Consider the following 23,380-nt stretch of genomic DNA (forward strand, 5'->3'; position numbering starts at 1 on the left):
CAATAATAATTTAATACATATGATCCTGAAAAATTGAATACATTTGAACACAAGTTTCAATTTATTAATTTAAATATTTTAATTATGAGTCAATTCGAAGAAAAAGTTTCAGAAATGTTGTCAGAAGCCACTAAGCTAGGCTGGACTGTCAATGAAGACTTACTTACAAAAATTGCCAAGGGTTTAGGCCCATCTATTTACAACACCGATTCCTCACTGGTTTCTTCCAGCGATCAGGCAGAACTGGATCGTGTAAAACAAAATTTCCTAATTGGCAAACTGGGCTGTGCTGAAGATGAATCTCTAGATCAGGCGATTGATGAGGTTGTTAACGCATTTGGTTCCAGCAACAGAAACAAACACCGCATTCTGTTTTATTACCAATTGGTGGTGAAACTGGGAAAAGAGTCCGTTTACAATTAAAAATCTCATTGTGCTAAATTTTAAAAAGCTTGTTCTACACACGTAGGACAAGCTTTTTTTTTACCAGCTGGCTTTGAAAATTAATTTCAGAAACTTTTGTCACAAACAAGAGAACTTGTTCATCCTGATAAAAGATATAGACATTCAGATTACAATGCAAAATTGGTTACGTTGTAATCGAGATTAAAATTTTTATCGTAACAGCAACCTTTCGAATAAATATTATCTCGCAAACGCCGTGGCCCGTTTTTCTCGAATTACGGTGACCTTCACCTGGCCGGGATATTGCATTTCGTCCTGAATTTTTTGTGAGATCATAAATGCCAAATCATCAGCATATTGGTCCGTTACTTTTTCACTCTCCACGATAACCCTCAATTCACGACCTGCTTGCAATGCGTAAGCCTTGGAAACACCTTCGTATGCCATAGCCAACTCTTCCAATTCGTTGATGCGCTTCAGATAACTTTCCAAAATCTCTCTCCGTGCTCCCGGTCTTGCACCGGAAATGGCATCACAAGCCTGTACAATCGGAGAAATAATGTTGTTCATTTCAATCTCATCATGATGGGCTCCGACTGCGTTGATGATCACTTCGTGTTCGTTGTATTTCTCACACAGTTTCATACCAAACAAAGCATGGGACAATTCTGATTCCTCTTCTGCTACTTTCCCGATATCGTGCAACAAACCAGCTCTTTTGGCCATTTTGATCTGCTTTGGATTTAAGCCCAATTCAGCAGCCATCACCGCACAGAGGTTAGCAGTTTCAGAAGAGTGTTCCAATAGATTTTGTCCATAAGAAGACCGGAATCTCATTCGACCAACCATTTTAACCAAATAAGGATCCAATCCATGGATGTCCAGGTCAATGATGGTACGTTCTCCGATTTCGACAATCTGTTCGTCCAATTGCTTTTTAACTTTTGCTACTACTTCTTCAATTCTTGCAGGGTGAATTCTTCCATCTGCCACCAATCGTTTTAACGACAAGCGTGCGATCTCCCTTCTGATTGGGTCAAAACTCGAAATGACGATTGCTTCCGGGGTATCATCCACCACAATTTCTGCACCGGTGGCCGCTTCCAGGGCTCTGATGTTACGTCCTTCCCTACCGATGATTTGCCCTTTAATGTCATCGCTGTCCAGATTGAATACAGAAACACTGTTTTCAATAGTGTATTCCGCACACATTCGTTGGATGGTCTGAATCACAATTTTCTTGGCTTCCTTATTGGCGTTTGCTTTTGCATTTTCGATTACTTCCCTTTCAATTACCAATGCATCGTTACTGGCTTTAGCCCGAACAGCTGTGAGGAGAATTTCTTTCGCTTCACTCTCTGATAATTTTGCAATTTGCTGCAGTTCGTGGATGCGTTTTTCATTGGCTTCTTCCAATTCTTCCTTTTTCTTGGCAACGATCTTCAACTGTTTATCTAAATTTTCGCGAACAGTTTTGATCTCTGCTTCTCTATTTTCAACATCCAATTTCAGCGTTTTAACTTCTTTTTCAATCACGCCCAATTTGAGTTCACGTTCTTTAAGTTCAATCATCTGACTGGACTTAAAGCTTTCAAATTCTGATTTTAGTCTGTTGAAATTGTCTTTGGTTTCACCAATTTTCTGTTGCTTGATGCTTTCGTTTTTGGCTTCCGCCTTGGAAATAATCTTCTCTGATCTGTTTTCTGCTTCGTCGAGAATTCGCTTAGCAGCTATTTTGGCTTTCTCTAGTTCAAGATCTGAAATCTGATTGATTTCATCTACTTTCTTTTGATTGGATCTGACAAGGAGGCTTCTGACAATAAAAAAACCAGCGCCGCCCCCGCCAGCGATACCTAACAATAATCCCAATATACTATCCATTTCCCTAAAAATTTAAGAAGCCTGAATATCAATTAGTTATGTTAGAACTGGAAGCTGGGGAGTATACTTTAAGCTCAAACCAGGGGATTATTCCCCTCAAGATGCGCTAATGAACTAAAGTATAAACTCATAAAATATAATGACAAAAACAAAAACGGATTAAATCATTTTACAACGCCCCAAATTCCTTCCAGGTTTTCTCACAATAACTTATGATACAGACCTATATATATTATAAAAAAAAAGCTTTACAAGCCCATTCCAGGCCATAAAACCCCTGATGCAAATTTAGGTAAAATTTCTGTTATTTAAAAATAAACTTTGTATTTAGCGACGGATGAGTGCGCCAAGCTCCTTTTCGTAAGCTTTTATGATTTTGTCCATTTGTAGGTCCAACTCCTGGCTGGAAAGGGATCTGTCTTGTGATTCAAACAAGAGACTTAGAGCATAAGACTTTTTACCCAAGCCCAATTGGTCTTCACTGCGATAAATATCAAATAAACTCAATTCTCTGAGATTTTTGCCGGCTTTGGAAAATGCGATTTCCTGAAGACTTGAAAATGGAACGGATTCCTCTAATACTACAGCTAAATCTCTTCGTGAAGAAGGAAATTTGCTGATCTCCTGATACCGTATTTTCTGACTGTGCATCGATTTTTGGAAGAACGCCAAGTCAATCTCCGCGTAGAATACCGGTTTTTTTATTTCATACAAAGAAGTCAAAGCCCGGGAAACGAGTCCCGCACTTGCCAATTGCTTTTTCTGCCTGCTCCACACATATTGGTATTCATAATAAAGCTCAGCGGGACATTCATTCTGTTCCAGATCAAGCATCCCATTGGAGACCAGAATACCATCTATCAATGATTTTACATTAAAAAAACCTACCTGATCAGGCTTAGGCTTTGACCAATGGGCTTCTGCCTCTGCCCCGGTCAGCCAAATGCCTAATTTCTGTACTTCCTTAAATTTTTCACCCTGTCTCAAATAATCTTTAGCAAATTCAAACAAGGCTAGATCGGACTGCTGTCTATTCTGATTAAACTGGATGCTTTCCAAACCATTCAGCACTGTGGCCGGCTTCATGATGTCGAGAGAAACATTGGAAGTGTTGTTTATATAAACCAATTCTTCTTCTTTCCACAAACCGGATTTGAGACAAATCTGTGAATTCCCCAAAGAAATATTCATAATTTCGGTAAGTCCACGCGCACTCAACCAATCCCCCAATTGTTTTTTAAGAGCAAACAGAGAAGATACCTGTTGCGGAAATGAAATCCTGATGTTTTCCGGAACAGGAATGTTATCAAAACCATAAACCCTTGTAATTTCTTCTATAACATCTGCTCTTCTTGTCACATCAGGTTTATTGGTCGGGACAGAAATCTGATAATTACCATCACGCAGATCCATCAGCTCCATGTCCAATGCAAAAAGAACTCTTTTTAAGTTATCGTCGTTTAAATCCAGCCCACTGAGAGACTTAACTTGTTCAAGACTTAAAGAAACTTGAACAGGAAGAACGGGTTCAGGATAATGGTCCAACCATTCTGAAGTCACTTCGGCCCCACAATATTCCTGCATCATGGTCACCGCCCGGTGAAGTGCCTGAAGGGTTATATTTGGATCGGATCCTTTTTCAAAGCAGCGTGCCGCCTGAGATCTGATCAAATGGGCTGTGCTTGTCTTTCTGATGGAAGATGCATTGAAATGTGCAGATTCCAGAAAGAGTGACGTGGTTGACTCACTGATGCCACTTTCTGCACCACCCAATACCCCGGCAATGCAAAGAGGTTTTGAATCAACATCACAAATCATAAGATCTTCAGACCTTAGCTTTCTGTCCACTCCATCCAAAGTTTGAAAAGGCGTACCTGACGGAAGAGTCTTAACTTTAATTCCTTTGCCAATTTTATGCAAATCAAATGCATGGAGCGGCTGTCCCATATCAAACATGACAAAATTAGTAATGTCCACTACATTGTTGATGGGCTTAAGATCCATGGCGAGAATCCGTTTCTGCAACCATTCCGGTGAAGGACCAATTTTTAGATTCTGCAAACATACCCCTGAATACCGGGGACACAAATCAGGTCTTTCAATTTGCACATCCAAATGAATAATATGAGTCTCGTGTAATTTGTTTGAATCTTTTGAATCCTCGACCGATTTCAGTTGTGCCGCAGGATTTTCATGTACTCTTATCCATGCCAGGAGATCTCTGGCCACGCCAAGGTGATTGGTCGCGTCTGCCCTGTTGGGTGTCAGGCCAATTTCAAAAATAGTATCGCTCTCCAGATTTAGATAATCAGCTGCCTGTGTACCAGGAACAGCAGTTGTATCCAGAATTAATATGCCATCATGACTTTGTCCAATGCCCAACTCATCTTCCGCGCATATCATTCCCATAGACTCTTCCCCTCTGATCTTTCCTTTTTTGATCTTGATTGGTTCGCCTGCCGTTGGATGAAGTTCAGCACCTTCCAAGGCAACCAATACTTTTTGGCCTGCCGCCACATTGGGCGCTCCGCAGACAATTTGCAATATCGTTTCATTTCCTACATGCACCCTGGTCAGTCGCAAACGATCCGCATTGGGATGTTGCCAAACCTCCAAAACTTCGCCCACCACCACAGATTTTAACCCGCCGGCAACTTGCTCTTGGGTCTCCATCCCTTCGACTTCCAGACCTAAAGAGGTAAGTATGTCCGCAATTTGTTCCGGAGATTTATCCAAATCCAGAAAATCCTTCAACCAATTCAACGAAATGCGCATAAGCTCAAATAATCTGCAAAGAGAAGGAATTTTTGGGGAAAACGGATAGGTATTGCCCAGAAAAGTAGGAAAACTTAAAGATGAATGACCATCAAGGAAAAAAACTCATGCTTTACGAATTTCAGATTGGCCTACAATCCAAGTAGAATATTCAAATTATGTACAATTTCAAAACCAGAAAATTCAATCCATGAAGGGATGAGCAAGTCGTTACCCTATGATGTCATTCTTCACCTATTAAATGAGAAATGACAAACTTCTAAGATCATAACTAGATATTTAAAAGAATTCAACTTGAAATAACAGCCATTAATCTTAGTTCGAACAAGATAGAGACGGCAATCCAATTCAGTAATTAAAATGCATACATCAGTTTATATGAACATTTCGTTCTTAGAATAAAACAAATGAAAAAAATACAAACTGTCCATAAAATAAATAATTTAACAATTCAATAAATGACTTCAAAGGACCATTAAATAATCGGATAACCAACCTATGGAAAAAAGAGAGTTAAAAGGCTAATATGTTGCCTCATTTCAATTGAGCTGCATAGAAAATAAATGCAACACAAATATATTTATAAAAAAAATGGGGGATGATATCATCCCCCATTTTAAAAAAAACTAAATATTAGTATTTCAGCACAATTTGCTTATGAATATGATCTTGATAATTCAAAACCAAAAGATACATTCCTGAATAATCAAAAACATCTTTAGAAATAATGATTCTATTGTCGTGGCCAGTTTTCATTATATCACCGTGGTAAACTATCTTACCTTCCATTGTAAAAACTTCAACTGTCTTAGGCACATCCTTTGAATTCACATTCTCTATTAACAAATCGCCATTAAATGGATTTGGATAAACACGTGGAATGGTGTGGTCAACATTTACATCCACTGCAGAAGTTATGTTGTTTTCCGCCAATTTTGGGACAGCCAATTCAATATCTGATCCAATTACAAAAAGGGGAACCGGATAATGTTTAGAAGACATGGCTTCATTGACCATTCCATCAAATTTAGCCTTGATTCTAATGCGTAAAAAATTTCCAGATATTTTAAACAAACTAACATCATGGCTAAGCAACAAACATCTCCAGTCTCCCCCTTTATTAATAATATAATCCACATCCTTATTTAAATTAATAACCGGGGAGGAAATATTAAGTACTTCAAGTTTATTCTCATCAAACAATTGACCCAATTGAATACCATATACATTGTACTCTTCGGCAGTACTTATCCAAACATCATATTCCACTCCTTGCCTGACTTTAAAATTGTCCACATAAAATTTAAAATCTTGAGCAGACCTGTACTCATCAACTTTATTATGAAAGAAAAATCCACTTCCATTAATGTCTCCTTTAATAACCGGAACCATATCAAAATCAAAGCGTGGAAGATTAAATATCTTTTCATCTGAAACTTTTTTGGGATTCAATTTATCCGCAGTGTATAGCTGAACGGACTCACATTTAAATTTAGATATAGAGCCTAAAACTAACCTCTTAATATCAAAAATATCAAAAATGGTAATCTGATCATCACAATCCACATCGGCGGCCAGAGCTTCGTATGCATTAAACTTTACCAGGCCAAATAATTTTCTTATGATTTGAACCAAATCATAAGTGGTTACACCAACAAGGGGTGTGTTTGAGATTAATTGAGGAATCAAATAACCTTCCATTGGATTTTGAGTAGAGTCCACACATAAACTATAATTTAAATCCGGAAAGTTAACCGGTTCCCCGCAAGGATATAAATTTAAATTCTTGGTGTCATTCTGTAATTTAAAATTGAAATTTAAACGATTGGTGGAAGCATTTGACTGTAACTGATAATTTAAAATCTTACCTCCTAAAATGTTTTTTGAGTTTGGTCCATTGGCTTTAGAAACAATTTCCAAAGTTGAGAAACAAGATGTCCTGTTTCCAGCTAAATCTCTAACAAATAAGAATCTGGTATATTTCTTACCACTGTCCAGAATATCAAATTTTTCTGATTTTACTAATCCCTCCGGATCAAAGGAAAAACTAATTTCACTACAATTATCATAACTACCCGCATTCAATAGATCAGGAAATACAATTATCTCACCTGTGGGTGGCACACTAAGAATCAGATTTGAATTACAAACCGCAACAGGCGGGATGGAGTCAGTCCCACAATAAACTTTAAAAATTTGATTATACATGAAATTTTCACCAGAGCACCAATTTAGAACAGTCCACTGTCGAATTATCTTATACTGAGTCCCACATTGGTCAGAAAAGCCAATAAGTACAGTATCAATATAAGACTGTCCAAATTGACTACACAGGTCTAATACCGGTCTTCCTGAAAAATCAGGGTCCGGGATATAACCATCCTTTCTTTTCCAATTATCCCTACAATTAAGTGTTGGCAATTCTAAGCCATCATAATTGTGCAAATTTGAAAAAAGATTTACGTTGGTTCTCTGAAATTGGATAATCTGGAGACAAACTTTATTTACCCCTCCAGGAATAGTAGCAATCCAAGATCGCTCTATTTCAGCGACATAAGCATCTGCACATTTTCGTTGGATAAGTTTATCTGTAAATAGAACACGTATTTTAGGGCAAAACTCACTGTATTGAACACTGAACTCTCTATCTGAAACTTTTTCTATTTTATAAACAGCTGGAAATGGGAATCCAATAGTCATGGGGTCAACATCTTTAAAACAATTGGTCTGAATCGAATTGCATGTAAATTCAAAATCGAGTGAAGGATCACAAGATCCTTGAATATTTATTACTACGTTTCCCCAGCAACTATTTCCGGAATTAGAATCCAAAACTGTATATCGAAATGAACGTGGTAAAGATTCATCAATCTGAGTGAAAGACCTTGAATTATTTCCATCCTTATAACTGATGTCGAAAATATGATCCAAACAATAGGACCCTTCCAAAAAATTATCAACATCAATAGTCAATGTTTCCCCAACCAAGATATCAAATTTAACTAAATCATTGCACACAAGTGATGGTGTACATTTAGCCACAGTAATATCTGTCGAAGCAGAGGATTGATTACCTGCCTGATCTGTAGCATAAACCTGAACAGATAACTTTAAACCCGGTGAATTTACAATTTTCATCATCTGGTCTTGGGCATCCTTTGAAAATGAAAATTTCATGTTTTCCAATAAGGTACAATTGTCGATACAAAGACTCACCAAATCCTTTGCATTTAGGGAGAAGTCAATAGATTTGTCGAGAGAAATTGTGTAATTGGATTTTAATGAAAAAAAGGAGACTGACTATCATTCGTGCAATCTTGTGCATAAACAGTCGTGAAAGTAATCTTGAAAATTAAGAAAATAAAAAACCATTTGGTGTTGATTGGAAAATAAAATTTCTTCATGGGATAAAATTATAAGTGATAAATTGATTTTTAAATTATTACGATCTTCAACGAATCCTATAGGATAAACCTGCCTGAAATCTAAGAGAATTATGTCTTTCACCGATACTGTTTTCCAGATCTCTCCAATACCTTAATTCAGAAGAACCAACAAGACCAAGCATCCATTTAATTCCGGGTCGTATACTATATACTACTTGCATTCCATATAAAACGCTGCATGGAAGTTTATTTCTTGAAATATTTTCACCATAATAATCCAAATCAAGGGACCTTAATGAATTATTCGAAATCCTACCACTAAATTCCTGGTAAACTGGAACAGAAATTCCTGCATGATAAGAAAGGCTCCATTTTCTGTTCAAAGGATATTGGTAAGATATAATTGCAGGAATAGAAAGCAGAGTTCTGCTGTGATAGAGTTTGCGTGAAACATTCCTGAAATTACGGACGTCTATAGAGCCCGTATCATAAGAAACAACATTTTGCGCATTTGTTTTTTCAGCAACAATTACTCCATAAAGAATCTGAGTGACCGTATCTAGAAAATGTTGGTTTAACTGCAATAAAGCATACTGGTAATCTAGGCCAATGCCAAATTTAAGTCTACTTTTTAGATCAGTTTGAAAAAGGATTGTGGCACTAAAAACATCCAAGGGTTGCTCTAAGGTTTTGCGGGTCAAATATCCGGTACCGGAACCATTCAGACTTTGAAACAATTTACCATATGAACCAAACAAGCACATATCTACTTTAAAAGACTTTTTATGTCTCAAATATTTGCTCGATTCTATGAGATACAAATTGGAAGAAAAGTTCTGTTCATTCAATAGTTGTCCATGAATTGAAACAGGTAATAAAGAGATGGACAGTGAATCAAAAGGAGTAGAATGTCTGGAAGAATTACTACTAAAAGGATCCTGAAAACTTTTAGAATTATTGGGAATATCCAGACTTATTTCAAAAAAACCGTTTCCATCAGCGGTATTACCCTGTTCAGCAAATAAACTGGGATTGTCCTTGGTCAAATCAAATTTAAACTGGGTGGATTTTGTAGATAATTCTTGCTTGCTAATTTTTTGAGAAAGAAGTTTTTGTGGATGGATTAGAATATTTGTTTGATTATTCTTATTATCGATTACTAAATTGGTCAAATCGTCCTTCCCTACATTAATAACTTCCATTGATTGGCTATCTGGAGTGGACGTAAATTTAAATATACTGGATGGTTGCATAGAAACAAAATACACTAATGATAGACAAGTCACTGTTACAGGCAATAATACCCAATAAACTATCCCTCTGCGTCTCTTCTTTTTCTCAAGTTTTGGCAAAAGCAAATCCCATTCCAGGTCATTATCAACCGGTATGGATTCTCTCCCAATGATAAGTTTTAACCAATGATCAAATGAAACTTTTTTCATATTTTGTATTGTAAAGTAATTCCAATTTCTTTTTTAACAAATTGCGTGCTCTGTTTAATTGAGATCTTGATGTACTCTCCGAGATTCCTAGTATGTCAGCAATTGCTGCATGGTCCATGCAATCAAAAACAAACATATTGAGAATTATGCGGTAACCTTCCGGTAAATTTTGAATTTCCCTTAAAACTTCTTCTTCCTGTAACAAATCATGATCTACTTGAATCAGAATATTGTCTTCTGAAGAGATTTCATCAATTGGAAATATCTCCAATTTCTTTTTACTAAATGAAGAAAAAATACAATTTTTTGTAATGCTATAAACCCAGCCCAACAAATCTCCCTGGGTATGATTATAACTTCCAAGACTCTTAAATATTTTAATATAAGATTCTTGAAATAAATCACGTGCATCTTCATGATTGGTACAATATCTTTTACATGTTGACATTACTTTCGCAGAAGTAAAATCGAACAGCTTTCGCTGGCAGATTCTGTCATGGTCCAGACAACCATGAATTATATATTGAATCTCTTTTACCGTCAACATCAAATAGTCCAGCTAAATGTTTTTTAAATGATAACCGCTCTAAAAAACACAATGTCTGAAAGGAACTTTTCTTTAGTGAAGTCATTCTCAATGATAACTTTTGGCAAACTGCATTCCATAAAGTCAATCCCATTTTCATTAAAAAGGTAAAAATCAGGTTCTTCAATAAGCTCCTTTAATTTAAAATTGTTCTGGATGAATGAAAAATGAGTCATTCTCCAATTAAACCCTCCAGAGGAATTAATTAGCTTTTCGAGTATTAATTTTTCAGTATACAATCCTTTGTTACCATATTCAAAAATGTAAATAATATTCTGAGCGCTTGAATTCGAAATTTTTCTTACCCTGCAATTGGAATACACCGTATCCGTCATATTAAAACTAAATCTGGCCAAACTTGTCATTTGCTCATCACAAAGTTTTAATATTAAATTTCCATTGGTATAAATGTTAACTCTCTTGGCAAGACTGTTGACATTTTTTTTGGTATCCACAGCTGTAAGGGTATTGTCCTCCTCATTACATCCAATCATTTTTATGGTATACTGACCAGATTCCCTAATGGGGAATACTAAGTAATTCTTCTCATTGTTGGACACAAGAATATAACCTTCAATGTTCGAACTCCCATCACATTGGAGCACTGCCCCTGAAATCTCGCTATAAAACGGAATTACAGTCGTCAAGGAAATGTTTTTTACCAAATTCTGATCACTGCCCAAGATATCTGTTGAATAAATAATCTGATTACATTCAGTTAAAACATTCAACTTTTGTGGTTCATTTTTTAAACAATATAATTTAAACTTCCCGGAAATAGTACTCCGACTGGTATATAATTGTTCATACATAAAGTCATTACCAATGTTCACAAAACTCAATGGATTCCCAAATTTACTTTCTAATACACCAGTCACAGAAACAAATTCATGGATTTCTCCAAGGCAGAGCTTTTCAGGATGTATTGTTTCAAATTGGTAACTGCCATTATTAAAAATAACCCTAGATTCAAATTTCCAAACACTTTTTCCTTTGTCATAATAATAGATTTCTTTCGAAGCATTAGGGTTCGGTGAATTTGGACTATATTTAAAACCAATTTTTTTTGAAAAATGCAGCAATTCTCCAGAATCAAAACTTCTGACTTCAATTCCCAGTAAATTGTCCGGACGCAACAATTTATTTTGCCCATTATCTGATAACGAAAAATAGCTTGTTTGGCGATGCTTTACAAGTTGTTCATTTCTAAATGCCGGGGCAATTCTATACTTTCCACTAAATGGAGAACCTGATTCAGTTAGGAGAGAATTTGCTGGAATGCTGACTTCATATAAATTTCCGAAATTGAACAGTGCATCAGACTCCGATGAAAATGAATTTGTAAAAACCTTCTCCTCTAAGGCAATCCTCCTGAAGGAAGTATCTCCAGCAAATCCATCTACTGGTTCAATACCATCAAAATAATTCTGTGCACTGACAAAGAGATAATCCTGCGGATCATTTATATAAACATCTTTAAACCTATAAAAGCCATTCAAATCTGTGAACTGTTTAATCCCGCCAAGGGAAACCTCCGCTCCGGCTATAGGGTTACCTCCAGGATCCAGGACAATCCCAATGATATTGGTTTGAATCAGTTTGGTAGGTGGTTTTGGGTCCTCTGTATCGATGATGATCTTTTCGTCGCTCTCCCTACAGGAAAAAAGCCAGCATAGGCACCATATCAAAACATAACATTTCTTCATACGCATATCAGATAACTATAACTACTTTAAGTCGATAGGTTTCGCTGCATGAAGGTCAAAAAAAAATCCCAAAATGAAGGATTTACTAAAAAATCGAGATTTGAGCAGTCAAGCATCACCTTTTGATTGCCTGAAGATTAAACAAATTTTAAATAAAACCATGGCAAAAATGTCAATTTGCAAAAAATAAAGAATCCATGGTCAATTTCCATCCACCTAACAACATTCTTCTTTGCTAACCCCAAAAAAATTCATTGGGATGTTGCCACAATTGCGTAGCATAAAAAACTAAACTAAGTTTTTAATCCCCAGACCAATAGTTTCTGAATCGCCAGCTTTTTGATCTTCCAAAGACGAAAGTGTGTTAGCATTTTGTTCCGGAATTTACTCCATTACCATAAAATCAATCAATTCAATGAAATTTGCAAGCGAGGATAATCTGCAAAGAGAAGGAATTTTTGGGAAAACATATAGATAATGCCCAGAAAAGCAGGAAAAGTTATCGATGGTTTGTTCCAACAGAAATAACTTTGGATTAATCCATTGCAAAATTGGCAAAGTTCAAAGTGAGATCACCAAATATTTCCAGCCATCATAATCGGAAATACCTGAGTTCGAATCAATGAACAAGTTACACTTCTAATTCGTCACTTTTCTCATGTTAAGTGCCGGATGACAAACATCAAAAATGATATCCTTGTAATCAAAAACTTTCAGCAACTTAAATTTAACACAATTTATTCGGGATATTATTGGATCCCGGGATCCAATAAATTCTGTATTTACAATTTGACCGTTGGTGTGTCTAAATGACCAACCATATATTAAATCTGAGCCTACCAAGGCATACAACTTTATATTTCGGTCCACATTGCATAAATAGTTTTCCCCATTGGAAAGTTTTGTGTTGTGCAACACTTCTGATAAATTAGGACCACATTTTAATGCAATGGTCTCCCGTTCCGGGTTACAATTCAATATAGAAAAAACAACTAAAATAGGTAGAATTAAAACATGTATCATTCAGTTAAAATATTAATCAATAAAAAATTAAATTAAAATGTATATCAAAATAAAAATCAAAAATGACCACTGAAAAATGGATTTCATTAAAAGAAAGAGTCCACTGGAAAATTCTAAAAGCCTCATAATATACTCTGATTTTAGTCTAACACTTTAAACAGGGCTGCATTTTGGAAAAATTACCGTAAGTTAAAATTTACGAAATAAATGCCATCTTTTTATAACCGAAATTACCTTATATAATTAGTACAAAATGCCAAATGCCCTGGATAAAATGTATCAAGAATATTTTTAAAACAAAATGAGAATCAATATTCCATTTAAATACGGTTTAAAACCACAAATAAAATTTATCCATAATAATAACCCAGTAAACGAAATTAAACTCTATGCCAACACTGAACAAGCACAAAATAGGAGCAACCTCTATTTTGGAACTTTGTAACAAACTTCAGTTTGGTATGTTTTTCCATCCTTCATTTTGTAAACCCAAATCTCACAAACTGACTTCATTGGAGTTTGTTTTGGTGAGGAGCTGGATTGAGATTTACCTTTGCTTTTTGCTTTGGCATTTGAATTTGAGGGTGATTTCCTGATTGGCTGAATTTCATTACCCGATTTATCAAATGATTTCCAGGAAACAATTTCTCCTTTAGTGACCTTGGCCATAAATCTGATGCTGCCATTTAAAGATGAGCATATCTCATGATCTCCATCGGGTAAATCTCTCAAGCTCTCCATGGCTTTTAACCCTAGATCGCAGGTAGCATCCTGCGCATATAGATTCTTTTCAATACTAAAAATAATAAGTATTATAAGTGCATAAATTAACTTTTTCATAATTAAATTATTTTATAAGTTTTACAATTAATAGGTCTTCCTTTTGAGTCTTTGTCGCAAATCTTTATTTCCACAGGAAAAACAGAATCAATAGTATCTTTTTTGCCTTTCTTCGCTTTTGCAAAAGTCTTACTACCCCTTGTAATCACATTATTACTCCGGTCTCTAAGCACAAGATCTAAAACTTTAGATTCTTTAACAATCGCCATAATCTTTTTACCATCTGGTGTGGTGCAAACCAAATGTTCACCATCACTAAGCTTAAGATTTTGTAGGATTGAGCTAAGATCATCTGGACACTGATCTACTTGTGAATAGCCCTCAAAATAATGGAATATACACAAAATAAATATAAACAATAATTTAATTTTCATAATACATATTTTTAATTATTAAATAACTATTTTGTCATAACTGATCTACAAATCCAAGTATCCGTCTGTGTAGGATGAGGCTTACAAACTGTTGGCCACTGATCGGATAATGGACCATTCTTTTTAGGTTTTGAGGAACCTGATTTTCCCTTTTTGGATTTATCACTGTTCGAGTTTGGTGATTGTGTCTTTAATTCCAATGGCTCCTCCCGACCTGAATTGTACACAATTTTTGCTTTGGTATAAGTATTGTTCTGGAAATAAAAATAAATTTTACTTCCATCCTCACCTGACTCCACAAGTTGCCATCCTTTTGAATTAAATTTGGATTTGTCTACATAGATAGGTTCAGCACTTTGAGCAATGAGCAAAACAGATGTGTAGAAGAATAAAAACACAGATGTAAATAATAATTTTTGCTTATTCATTGTATGATATTTAAATGATTAAATTAAATAATAAAATTTTAAGTAAGATCAATTTACTTTGCTACTCTTTCAATCTATAGTATTTACAGACTTCGACCTTATTGACTTCCAAGCAAAGTCTAAATATTTTATCCACCTTTTTGCCACCAGATTTAGTTTTGGCGGTTTTAGGGGTCCCTGATTTTCCTAACTCCTTTCCACTTAAATCCTGCGCCACCAGTCTGGAAAATTTTCCACTTTGATCGAGCACTGCATAAATCACATACTTACCGGATTCCGATCTACAGATTTCATTTTTACCAACTTTCAAGCTGGTAGATTCAATCACATCAGTTAGATCATCCGGGCATTCAGGGATGTGTTTTGTATTTGCAAAACCGGTAAAACTCAGCATTACAAATAAACCTAAGATTATCCTTTTCATATTCAATTAATTTGATTGGTTAAGAATTGGTTCGCAAAAACAATTAGAAGGAATACATCCGCAATTGGATTTCATTCCTGCAGGACATTTAATGCTTTTAGTCTTTCCTCCGGCTGCTGATTTTGCCAATGGAAGCACATTGCGATTAAGGTCTCTTGCCGAAAAGGATGCAACTTTTCCATTTACGACTTTTGCAATAATTACTGTCCCTTCTGCTGTTACGCAAAGTTCATGCTCGCCATTCGGCCATTTTTTAGAGCTGGCCATTCTGGAGACATTGTCTTTACATTCCGGAAGCTGTTGAGCTTGTGCATTCAAACCATGTAAGCCAACAAAAAGATAGCTTATAAGGGCAATTAATAAAAAAGAATTTTTTTTCATACAAAAATTTATTTATTGGTTAAAGATTCATTAAACATATAATGTTGGCCGCAGGATTCAGAGATGTGAATTTGAATTGCTGATCCATATTAAACCGCAAACCAAGATTGAGTTGGACAATAGAATTTATTTTAAAATCACCACCCATTCCTAATGTTGACTTCTCCAACGATCTTCCGGATGGAGCATACACATCATTGGACAAATCATAACTGAATTCCGTATACATGTTGTATTTGGGATTACCGTAGCGATAGGAAGCCCCAATTAAAAATTTAGTACTGACATTGTTGATGTTGACGAATTTCAACATGCCGCTTAACAGACCACGATATCCTACACCGCTTGACCCACAAATCCATACGCCCATACCTGATAAAATCTGTTTGCTGCTGTCAGGGATATTTTGGATATCGTAGATTCTTAATTTACCAAATCCAATATCTACTGTAGGTATATTCCAATTTTCTTTTAGATACTCTTCTTTATATATACGATTTGCATCCTTTTGATTTTGATCTGTAATAAAAAGACTATCCTTATAATCATTGATTCTACGCTTCAATTTTTTAATAGTTTCCAAATCATCCGTCTTCCTCAACTTGGCTCGTGCGTCATTTATATATGCTTTGTACAGAGCCTTCTCTTCTTCATATTCTTTGGTAGCATCGTCCAGATCATCATTCATCAATGGATCGTCACCCTGGTACAAATTGAGCTTTACAGCATAGGCAATTTGACGCCAAAAATCCTGATTGTAGGTACCAACAGATACACTCAATGTGCTCAATTTTCTTGCCAGAGGGGAAGCTTTTCTGTATCTGGACAAATCACTTTGATTATAATAAAGGAGCCATAATGGTTGCAATTCCAAACCCACATTGGGTGTGTTTTTGTAATTCTTCATCGTCCAATCTATTTTTACAGATCTTGTGTATCCTGCTTGCTGAACTTTTGCAGCAGTTACATCCAGAAGGATAAAAGCAGGAACAGAGGGAACATTTAAGTTTGTATATTTTGCCGAATGGGTTCCGGAAAACTCTTCTTCCACTTCAGCTTGTCCAGAAACTATCGAACATGATAAAATGTATAAAAATATTGCTTTACATAGAACAGCTACTATTTCTTTAAGCTGATTGCACACGGGTAATTTTCTGATCCTCATTTTTCCAATTGTATATTTTATTTTATTCATTTTGAAACTGAAGAATTTATGCTTTAAATTCATTCTATACTTTATAAATACAAGTGAGGAAAAATATCTTAGCATGAAATCAAACATTTTTTAAATTTTTTTTTGTTTGATTTCTGTGCTCAAAATTCTATATCACCAAAATAGAAGATCGTGCTGTAGTCATGATTACATTGAAGACATGGAGCCTAAAAATATAATTGCATACCAATGGATGGTGTTTGTTTGCTATAAGTTTGGGCGTGAATCAAATTTTTAGTTCTTGGCATGCGAATACGCAAGAACACCAGGTAAAATCTTCAAAATGTCTTTATAAAAACAAAAACTTTGCAATGGTTAATAGGCTATACAAATCTCCATCACACGCTTGTGATAAAGGGTGTGTTTATTCCAAAAGAATAAAACCTGCCCAATAATAAGGTTCCAATTTTTTATCTCTCAAAGTTTTCTGAGCAGCCTGAAGCGAATTGCGAATGCTCATGCCTTTAACCAACCAATTCTCATAGAATAACTCCATCAATTCAGCAGTTTGTTTATCCGGAACCTGCCATAGGGACATAATCATGGACTGTACGCCAGCAATTTTAAATGCTCTTTGCAGGCCATATACACCTTCGTTGCCGCGAATTTCTCCTAGGCCGGTTTCGCAAGCAGACAAAATCACCAACTTAGTAGAAGACAAATCCAACAGACTGATTTCATCTGCGGAGAGCACACCATCTTCACTTTGATTAAATACCCCACTCGAATCAAACCAACTCTTGTTTGCGCCAGCCAATAACAAGCCGCTTCGCAACATGGGATTAGTAGAGTGGTTCACCATGTTATAGTAATTTATTCGCGATGATTTGGAATCCAGATCGGAAAAAAAGAAACCATGTGTGGATAAATGAATCACTGAAGGAGATGTTATCGAGGAACTATAACTTCCTAAGGACTTAAACTTTTCTTCGCTAGCCTCTCTGCCGGTATAAACGGAACTCTTAACATTGGATTTCATACAAATGTCTCCTATTCTCTTTACTTCCTTGTTGCTGGAAGGTAAATAACTCCACTTTCTTATATGATTGCCAGTATCTGCCTTGCTCCATTGCATGGTTCGTCTCGCACTTAAAGGATCTCTCACTTCCCCCTTGCTAGCAATTGGTCCACCTTCCAGAGTGGCATCGGAGTCATAATCGATGCCACCGAATAAAACCACCTCATCCTGGAATTCCAAAGAATGTGATTTCTTTTCATTTTTTGAATAATTTGCAGAAGAATGCAAAACCAACTGATACAAATCCGAAAGATATTTTTTCTCTGGTGAAACCAAAAAATGAATATTTACATTATGCAAAATACCGGACAGGGAGTAATCAATCTGATGAATTCCTTTGAGATGGGATTCCATATTTTTCCAGATCAGGTCATACATGTTTTCGGAAATTCCATTGCCTGATTTCATACCAGAAAAATACAAATGGTTTACATATTCCAATCTACGTGTGCGGTGCTTTCCAAGTATTTTGTTCAATTTATCCTTATTGCATAAAGGAACAAATAAAGGAAAATTTGAATCCTTCTTGATGATGAAGGCAGCATACAGAACGGAATCTGCCCTGTTTTCTTTACAATAATTATAATGCACAAATTCAACCATGACAGAACTATCCTTTAACATTTTTTGATAATGCCTCCAATTCAACATCACAGTATCCTGTTTATGGTTTGCGTACAATAAAATGTTTTTTTCAATATTAAATTTCCTCTGCTCCAATTGAGCAATCAAATTTTTATCATCCTCATCCTGTACTTTTTTGTATAATTTCGAAAGCCTTTCTTCCGTAGACCTTAAAAAAACATATTCATTTCTGAGTTGTAAATTGGTTCTTAACTCCTTGTTGAAAGAAATGAGATTTTCCTTAATAAAACCTTTATAAAAAATGGCATTTTCAAAAGCAATTACATTGGTCTTTTCATCCTTGCTTAAGGAACATAAGGTTAAAATCTGATGATAAATAGATTCGAACTTGACAATATAACCGGTCAATTCCTCTTGCGTCAGGAAGCCTTTTGAAGTTTCGAGAATTCGTCTCACTATTTTACCTGCCTCTGATAAATGGTCAATTGCCTTTTGATATTCGCTCCTACGCATAAAATGAAAAGACAATTCTTGCAAACTGGATAGATAATCTTCATTTTCCTTCCCAATCTTAGTTGCTCTCCAGGCAAGCGCTTTTACAAGATAGTCTTCCGCTGTTTGTGGCTCATTCAAATTTGAATAAGCAATCCCCAATAAATGATAAATATTAGATAATGTTATGGTATCCTTAATATGATTGCCCACTTCAAATCTTGACTTTGCCTCACTTGCAAATTTTAACATTTGTTCAAACTGATTAGATTTCCAGACATTAGAACTAAGGGCAATCAGACAAATTACGGAGTTCAATGAATTCTTCCCCTGAATACTATCCAGGATGGACATTGCTTCCTTGTAGGCATTTTTAGAAGCTTCATACTCCTGGAAGGAATACAAATTCTTTCCCATGATCATCAAGGCCAATCCATTACGCAAATGATATTTCCCAAAATTCTTCTCCACAAAATTTAAAAGTTGTTTCTGAACTTCCTTTACCTTGCGATAGTCGCCGAGTGATTGATAAACTTGAATTTTTAAAGTGAGATAAGACTCATAACTATATGATTCTTTTAATGACGGATTCACTTTTAGAATTTCTTCAGAGGCCAACAAATAATGTTGCGCCATTTTATAATTATGGATTCGGTTGTAAAGTTCACCCGCTGCTGCCAGCAATACAAGATATTCCTGTTGATTGGATAATTCAGGGTGATACTTCATACAGCTTACTCCCCTCAAAATAAACTCTTCATCTTTCTCTATATTACCCATAGACCTGTATAAAACAGCAAGATTATTGTAGGTGTTGGATAAAGAAATTATATCTGTTGAATCATACTTAAGTTTCAATCGAAGCGCTTCCAGAAGATGACGCTCCGCAAGCTCAAAATATCCCAACTCTTTATATGCTATGGCTATATTGTTCAAATCTTTGGCCAGGTGAATTCCTTCCTTTGGATAGATTTCTTTGTTAAGCTCCAAACCTTTGGAATAAATTTTGAGTGCAGCTTTGAAGTCGCCCTGTACAAAATAAATGCTTCCTGAATTTCCTAAACTTTTATAGTAATACTCATCCTTTTCCCCAAAAAGCTGTTTGCGTAATTTCATGGTATTTTCAAACCCTTCCAGGGACTCCTTCATATTGCCTTTATAATAGGCATAGATTGCTTTGCTGTAGGTCAGAAGACTGTATTGGCTTGAATTTTTTGCCCAATGTGTGTCGGCAAGACTATCCATACTTTGAAGCGTCATTTTCGCAGCAGTCAAATCCCTTTTCTTAAAACAAATATTAACTTGTCTAAAAAGGGAATCAAAAGATCTCTCCGGAGTGAACTCTTCCGTTTGACCAACCAAGTTTGCCAAACAGGCTGTACTTAAAATGAGTATAGTTAGAATACCTAATTTAAACTTCATGGTAAAATAAATATTTGCCATTTGGCTTTATAGAATCCAAGCAAATTACAATTTGGAAAAGATAATCAAACAATCAATCTAGCGACAGTATCGTAAATACTTTTTCGCTTCTGCAGTATAACGGGACTGGTCATTTTTTATAATGCGTTTCAACAAAACTTTGGCTTCGCCCGATCTGTTCAATCCCAATAATACATTTGCCTTTAAGAAAAGTACATTATCAGAATCTCTGAGAGACTCATCCATTTCATCATAAACTTTAAGAGCCCTTGTATAATCCTTCTTAAGATAAAATGCCATAAACTTTTCGTAATTGGTCAACTCTCCTTCTCCCCTGACCATAGAGATTAAGTCCTCATCCATATAGGGCTCGAAGTGGGCGGCATAAGTTTCCTCTTCTATCTCTGTTCCGGCAATTGGATCTTTTGGACCTGCGGCATTTTTTGTACCTGGTTCCATCTTTAGGTTTTCTTGCTTTCGCATGGTATCTTCCAGGATTGAAGGCGCAGCATTTGGCGAATGATTTTCCTGGATGGTTGGAGTAGATTCCTGCTCCATGTTTTTAGGTGGTATGGAAGAATCTGAAAAATTAGAATTCCTTGACCATATGAACCACAGGCTTACTGCCAGGATAATTATAGAAAACAAAATATAATATCCTGGTTTGCCAAATTTAAATCCTTGTTTAGGAACGGATCCCTCCAACTTGATCAGTCTTGATTTCAACTCCTGATTGCGAACAGATTTTAAATTGTTAAGGATACTTTTGTATGCTTCGACCTCAGCCCTGAACTGGCCATCCTCTTGCATTCTTTTTTCAAAGGAAGCTTTTTCTTCCGGATTCAACTCACCGGCCAGAAAACGATCTATTAATTCATCGTGCATAGGTTTATCTTTTTACATCTTTTTCCAACAATTCCTTCAATTTCTTCAAAGTGCGGGACAAGGTGACGCTTACCGAATTGTCCGATTGGTAATTCATTTCCTGAGCAATCTCCGGTATGGACTTCCCATCAACATAGCGCAACAACAACATGCGTTTGCTTTGTTCCGGCAGCTCCTTGATTCTTGCATTCAACAGGATTTGCTCGTCGTTCAACTCCGGCATTAAATCCATCTCCTCTGCAAAATGAAGATTTTCAGCCTTGTCCGAAAAAGACTCCACATGGTCGGTTTTCAAATTCAAATGATGAGACTTCATGATGTAACGAAAACCTATCAGGTATAAAAAACTTTTGATGGAACAGCTGAGCGTATGCAGTCTGCCGGAGCTAATTTGTTCGAAGAAAGAAACCAGCGCATCCTGCCAGGCATCCACTATATCGGCCTCCGGCATCGAACTGAAGCGATGTCTGGCGGTCCGAACAAAATCATCCCGGTACAGCAGGTAGATTTGATCAAATGCCTGCATATTTCCTGATTTTAAGTCCTGGAACAGCCGTTGATCTTCGGAATGGATAATTGGTTTGATGTCCAATTAAGGGGATTTTGTTGTTACAAAGAAACAAATATTTCATAATTAATATGGCTATATAACTGGTGTAAAGTAAATGAGCCTAAATCCGCTCTTTCCCTGATATATACGGAAAACGTAAAGTTTCTTAGCAAGAAAAATCCAAAATTTTCTGTCAATGTATTCTAACAATAAAGTACAAAGTGAAATTATGCTGAATTGACTCAAAAATATGTAATCTATTATATAACTATTTATTATATATATCAATTATTCATATATTTTATTTCAGGATACAAAAATGTAATATATTGAATATATTCACCTGACGTTTTCATAGGATGATCCGGGGAACTATTGACCATAAGAAATCTATTCACAAAAAATGGATTAAACTTTGAGGGGCCTTACTTATAAAAGAATGAAAAGAAAAGGTGTGAGTTGGATTCTACCGATTAGAAAACGGGAGGCCGCTTTAATTAACCAAGAAAAAAAATGAAAAATAAACGAAAAAAAGTTTCCCAAGGCTTGTTAAAATTGGGTAGCCATGCGCAATGATGTCTTGTGTATATGCAATTTATCGGCAAGTCCAATGAACACTACCATATAAATGAATAAATCAATCTTAATATTCTCAATCAGCTTTTTCTTTTCCCTATACAGTCTTATGTGTCAAGATAAATTAGTTAAGGCTTGTAAAGAACTTAAGAAAGTATCATTTTTTGAAAACTATGATTATAAAAAAATACAAAAAACGACGAAAGAATTTTACTTAATTCTATTACAAAGCCCAAAAGAATCATATAATAAATGTAACTGTGCTGATACACTTTGGTTAGCATTGCTAAATGACCCTAGGCCACTAACAAGTTGTACTCATTGTGAATTAGGAGAAAACAGGGGCGATTATTTAAGATATCTTGTTTTGTTAATTGATGAATACAACCTAGAGGTTGAATTTTCCATACAATGTTTACCTACACTGTTAGATTCATTTAACTATGTGATCCAAAGGGTTGAAATTAAAAATATAAAAAGGGAAACCTCAAAAGATAGTTGGAGAACATTTTACCATTGTATTGAAGCTGAAACAAATTTTCTTAAAGAGAAAAGTCAATTTTTATTTAAAACCTATTTAAAATATTTTGATGACACAACCAATAATGAATACAATCGGGATCTAATGTTGTGCTCATTATTCGATTCAAAACAATTTATTGAAGAGGAGATAATCAAAAGGATGTCAAAAGAGGATAATTATAAATTTTTCTACAGGATGCTTGGGATTTTAACGACAAGTGGCTCTAACAAAAGCATAAAATATCTTTCCAATCATTTAAAAACACATAAACTTGAATTAAAAGAGACTGAATTGATTCTTCGTGCAATTTATGAAATTAAAAGCAACAAAAGAATTGATGAACCCATTTGGACATCTTTCAAAAATTTTCTTAAAGATTCAAAACTCGACAGTTTAGTAAAAGCAAACTATTTTGAAGAGTTATATTTGAATAACGATCGCAAATGACGTTCTTAAGATACATCT

The 23,380-nt window shown here is 35.6% G+C and carries 18 protein-coding genes; 2 read left to right on the plus strand and 16 right to left on the minus strand.

Features of this window, described 5'->3' with window-relative positions; translation table 11 throughout:
* Positions 1–84 precede the first annotated feature (84 nt).
* The gene (locus IPJ83_15290; protein ID MBK7881901.1) at positions 85–423 is read left to right on the plus strand and encodes a DUF2853 family protein; all 339 of its coding nucleotides are present in this window, start codon (positions 85–87) and stop codon (positions 421–423) included.
* Positions 424–645: 222 nt separating this feature from the next.
* On the opposite strand, the gene rny is transcribed toward IPJ83_15290, so the two are convergent.
* The 16 genes from rny to IPJ83_15370 all read right to left on the minus strand — a co-directional run bounded on the left by rny (position 646) and on the right by IPJ83_15370 (position 21,858).
* Positions 646–2,286: a ribonuclease Y gene (gene rny, locus IPJ83_15295; GenBank protein MBK7881902.1), complete on the minus strand. Its 1,641-nt coding sequence runs from the start codon at positions 2,284–2,286 to the stop codon at positions 646–648.
* 327 nt (positions 2,287–2,613) lie between these two features.
* Positions 2,614–5,061, minus strand: a complete 2,448-nt coding sequence (locus IPJ83_15300; protein MBK7881903.1) for a phenylalanine--tRNA ligase subunit beta — start codon at positions 5,059–5,061, stop codon at positions 2,614–2,616.
* Between the two features lie 633 nt (positions 5,062–5,694).
* On the minus strand, positions 5,695–8,238 hold the full coding sequence (locus IPJ83_15305; GenBank protein MBK7881904.1) for a T9SS type A sorting domain-containing protein: 2,544 nt from the start codon (positions 8,236–8,238) through the stop codon (positions 5,695–5,697).
* 274 nt (positions 8,239–8,512) lie between these two features.
* The gene (locus IPJ83_15310; GenBank protein ID MBK7881905.1) at positions 8,513–9,889 is read right to left on the minus strand and encodes a hypothetical protein; all 1,377 of its coding nucleotides are present in this window, start codon (positions 9,887–9,889) and stop codon (positions 8,513–8,515) included.
* Entirely contained in the window at positions 9,870–10,436 is a 567-nt protein-coding gene (locus IPJ83_15315; GenBank protein MBK7881906.1) for a sigma-70 family RNA polymerase sigma factor, read from the minus strand. Before IPJ83_15315 ends, IPJ83_15310 begins: the two co-directional genes overlap by 20 nt.
* A 23-nt stretch (positions 10,437–10,459) precedes the next feature.
* Positions 10,460–12,163 carry a carboxypeptidase regulatory-like domain-containing protein gene (locus IPJ83_15320; protein ID MBK7881907.1) on the minus strand — a complete coding sequence of 568 codons (1,704 nt, stop codon included), beginning with the start codon at positions 12,161–12,163 and terminating at the stop codon, positions 10,460–10,462.
* Positions 12,164–12,820: 657 nt separating this feature from the next.
* The gene (locus tag IPJ83_15325) at positions 12,821–13,204 is read right to left on the minus strand and encodes a hypothetical protein (protein ID MBK7881908.1); all 384 of its coding nucleotides are present in this window, start codon (positions 13,202–13,204) and stop codon (positions 12,821–12,823) included.
* A gap of 426 nt (positions 13,205–13,630) precedes the next feature.
* A complete protein-coding gene (locus IPJ83_15330; protein MBK7881909.1) occupies positions 13,631–14,044 on the minus strand; it encodes a hypothetical protein in 414 nt (137 codons plus the stop codon).
* A 2-nt stretch (positions 14,045–14,046) separates the two neighbouring features.
* Positions 14,047–14,418: a hypothetical protein gene (locus IPJ83_15335; protein ID MBK7881910.1), complete on the minus strand. Its 372-nt coding sequence runs from the start codon at positions 14,416–14,418 to the stop codon at positions 14,047–14,049.
* A gap of 26 nt (positions 14,419–14,444) precedes the next feature.
* Positions 14,445–14,846, minus strand: a complete 402-nt coding sequence (locus tag IPJ83_15340; GenBank protein ID MBK7881911.1) for a hypothetical protein — start codon at positions 14,844–14,846, stop codon at positions 14,445–14,447.
* Between the two features lie 61 nt (positions 14,847–14,907).
* Positions 14,908–15,270 carry a hypothetical protein gene (locus tag IPJ83_15345; protein MBK7881912.1) on the minus strand — a complete coding sequence of 121 codons (363 nt, stop codon included), beginning with the start codon at positions 15,268–15,270 and terminating at the stop codon, positions 14,908–14,910.
* A gap of 6 nt (positions 15,271–15,276) precedes the next feature.
* Entirely contained in the window at positions 15,277–15,651 is a 375-nt protein-coding gene (locus tag IPJ83_15350; GenBank protein MBK7881913.1) for a hypothetical protein, read from the minus strand.
* Positions 15,652–15,670: 19 nt separating this feature from the next.
* The gene (locus IPJ83_15355) at positions 15,671–16,816 is read right to left on the minus strand and encodes a hypothetical protein (GenBank protein MBK7881914.1); all 1,146 of its coding nucleotides are present in this window, start codon (positions 16,814–16,816) and stop codon (positions 15,671–15,673) included.
* Between the two features lie 412 nt (positions 16,817–17,228).
* Complete coding sequence (locus IPJ83_15360) at positions 17,229–20,381, minus strand: CHAT domain-containing protein (protein ID MBK7881915.1); 3,153 nt, start codon at positions 20,379–20,381, stop codon at positions 17,229–17,231.
* Positions 20,382–20,459: 78 nt separating this feature from the next.
* Complete coding sequence (locus IPJ83_15365) at positions 20,460–21,266, minus strand: tetratricopeptide repeat protein (GenBank protein MBK7881916.1); 807 nt, start codon at positions 21,264–21,266, stop codon at positions 20,460–20,462.
* A 4-nt stretch (positions 21,267–21,270) separates the two neighbouring features.
* Positions 21,271–21,858, minus strand: a complete 588-nt coding sequence (locus IPJ83_15370; protein MBK7881917.1) for a sigma-70 family RNA polymerase sigma factor — start codon at positions 21,856–21,858, stop codon at positions 21,271–21,273.
* A gap of 586 nt (positions 21,859–22,444) precedes the next feature.
* Here IPJ83_15370 and IPJ83_15375 point away from each other — a divergent pair.
* Entirely contained in the window at positions 22,445–23,362 is a 918-nt protein-coding gene (locus tag IPJ83_15375) for a hypothetical protein (GenBank protein ID MBK7881918.1), read from the plus strand.
* Positions 23,363–23,380: the final 18 nt, after the last annotated feature.

It is taken from the genome of Candidatus Vicinibacter proximus (genome assembly GCA_016713905.1).
Lineage (GTDB): Bacteria > Bacteroidota > Bacteroidia > Chitinophagales > Saprospiraceae > Vicinibacter > Vicinibacter proximus.

What these genes read in the sequence shown, in the direction of transcription:
- IPJ83_15350 (MBK7881913.1), bottom strand. Translation starts at nt 15,651, where the DNA reads ATGAAAAAAAATTCTTTTTTATTAATTGCCCTTATAAGCTATCTTTTT.
- IPJ83_15345 (MBK7881912.1), bottom strand. Translation starts at nt 15,270, where the DNA reads ATGAAAAGGATAATCTTAGGTTTATTTGTAATGCTGAGTTTTACCGGT.
- IPJ83_15360 (MBK7881915.1), bottom strand. Translation starts at nt 20,381, where the DNA reads ATGAAGTTTAAATTAGGTATTCTAACTATACTCATTTTAAGTACAGCC.
- IPJ83_15315 (MBK7881906.1), bottom strand. Translation starts at nt 10,436, where the DNA reads ATGTTGACGGTAAAAGAGATTCAATATATAATTCATGGTTGTCTGGAC.
- IPJ83_15325 (MBK7881908.1), bottom strand. Translation starts at nt 13,204, where the DNA reads ATGATACATGTTTTAATTCTACCTATTTTAGTTGTTTTTTCTATATTG.
- IPJ83_15310 (MBK7881905.1), bottom strand. Translation starts at nt 9,889, where the DNA reads ATGAAAAAAGTTTCATTTGATCATTGGTTAAAACTTATCATTGGGAGA.
- IPJ83_15290 (MBK7881901.1), top strand. Translation starts at nt 85, where the DNA reads ATGAGTCAATTCGAAGAAAAAGTTTCAGAAATGTTGTCAGAAGCCACT.
- IPJ83_15365 (MBK7881916.1), bottom strand. Translation starts at nt 21,266, where the DNA reads ATGCACGATGAATTAATAGATCGTTTTCTGGCCGGTGAGTTGAATCCG.
- IPJ83_15300 (MBK7881903.1), bottom strand. Translation starts at nt 5,061, where the DNA reads ATGCGCATTTCGTTGAATTGGTTGAAGGATTTTCTGGATTTGGATAAA.
- IPJ83_15330 (MBK7881909.1), bottom strand. Translation starts at nt 14,044, where the DNA reads ATGAAAAAGTTAATTTATGCACTTATAATACTTATTATTTTTAGTATT.
- IPJ83_15375 (MBK7881918.1), top strand. Translation starts at nt 22,445, where the DNA reads ATGAATAAATCAATCTTAATATTCTCAATCAGCTTTTTCTTTTCCCTA.
- rny (MBK7881902.1), bottom strand. Translation starts at nt 2,286, where the DNA reads ATGGATAGTATATTGGGATTATTGTTAGGTATCGCTGGCGGGGGCGGC.
- IPJ83_15355 (MBK7881914.1), bottom strand. Translation starts at nt 16,816, where the DNA reads ATGAGGATCAGAAAATTACCCGTGTGCAATCAGCTTAAAGAAATAGTA.
- IPJ83_15305 (MBK7881904.1), bottom strand. Translation starts at nt 8,238, where the DNA reads ATGAAATTTTCATTTTCAAAGGATGCCCAAGACCAGATGATGAAAATT.
- IPJ83_15340 (MBK7881911.1), bottom strand. Translation starts at nt 14,846, where the DNA reads ATGAATAAGCAAAAATTATTATTTACATCTGTGTTTTTATTCTTCTAC.
- IPJ83_15335 (MBK7881910.1), bottom strand. Translation starts at nt 14,418, where the DNA reads ATGAAAATTAAATTATTGTTTATATTTATTTTGTGTATATTCCATTAT.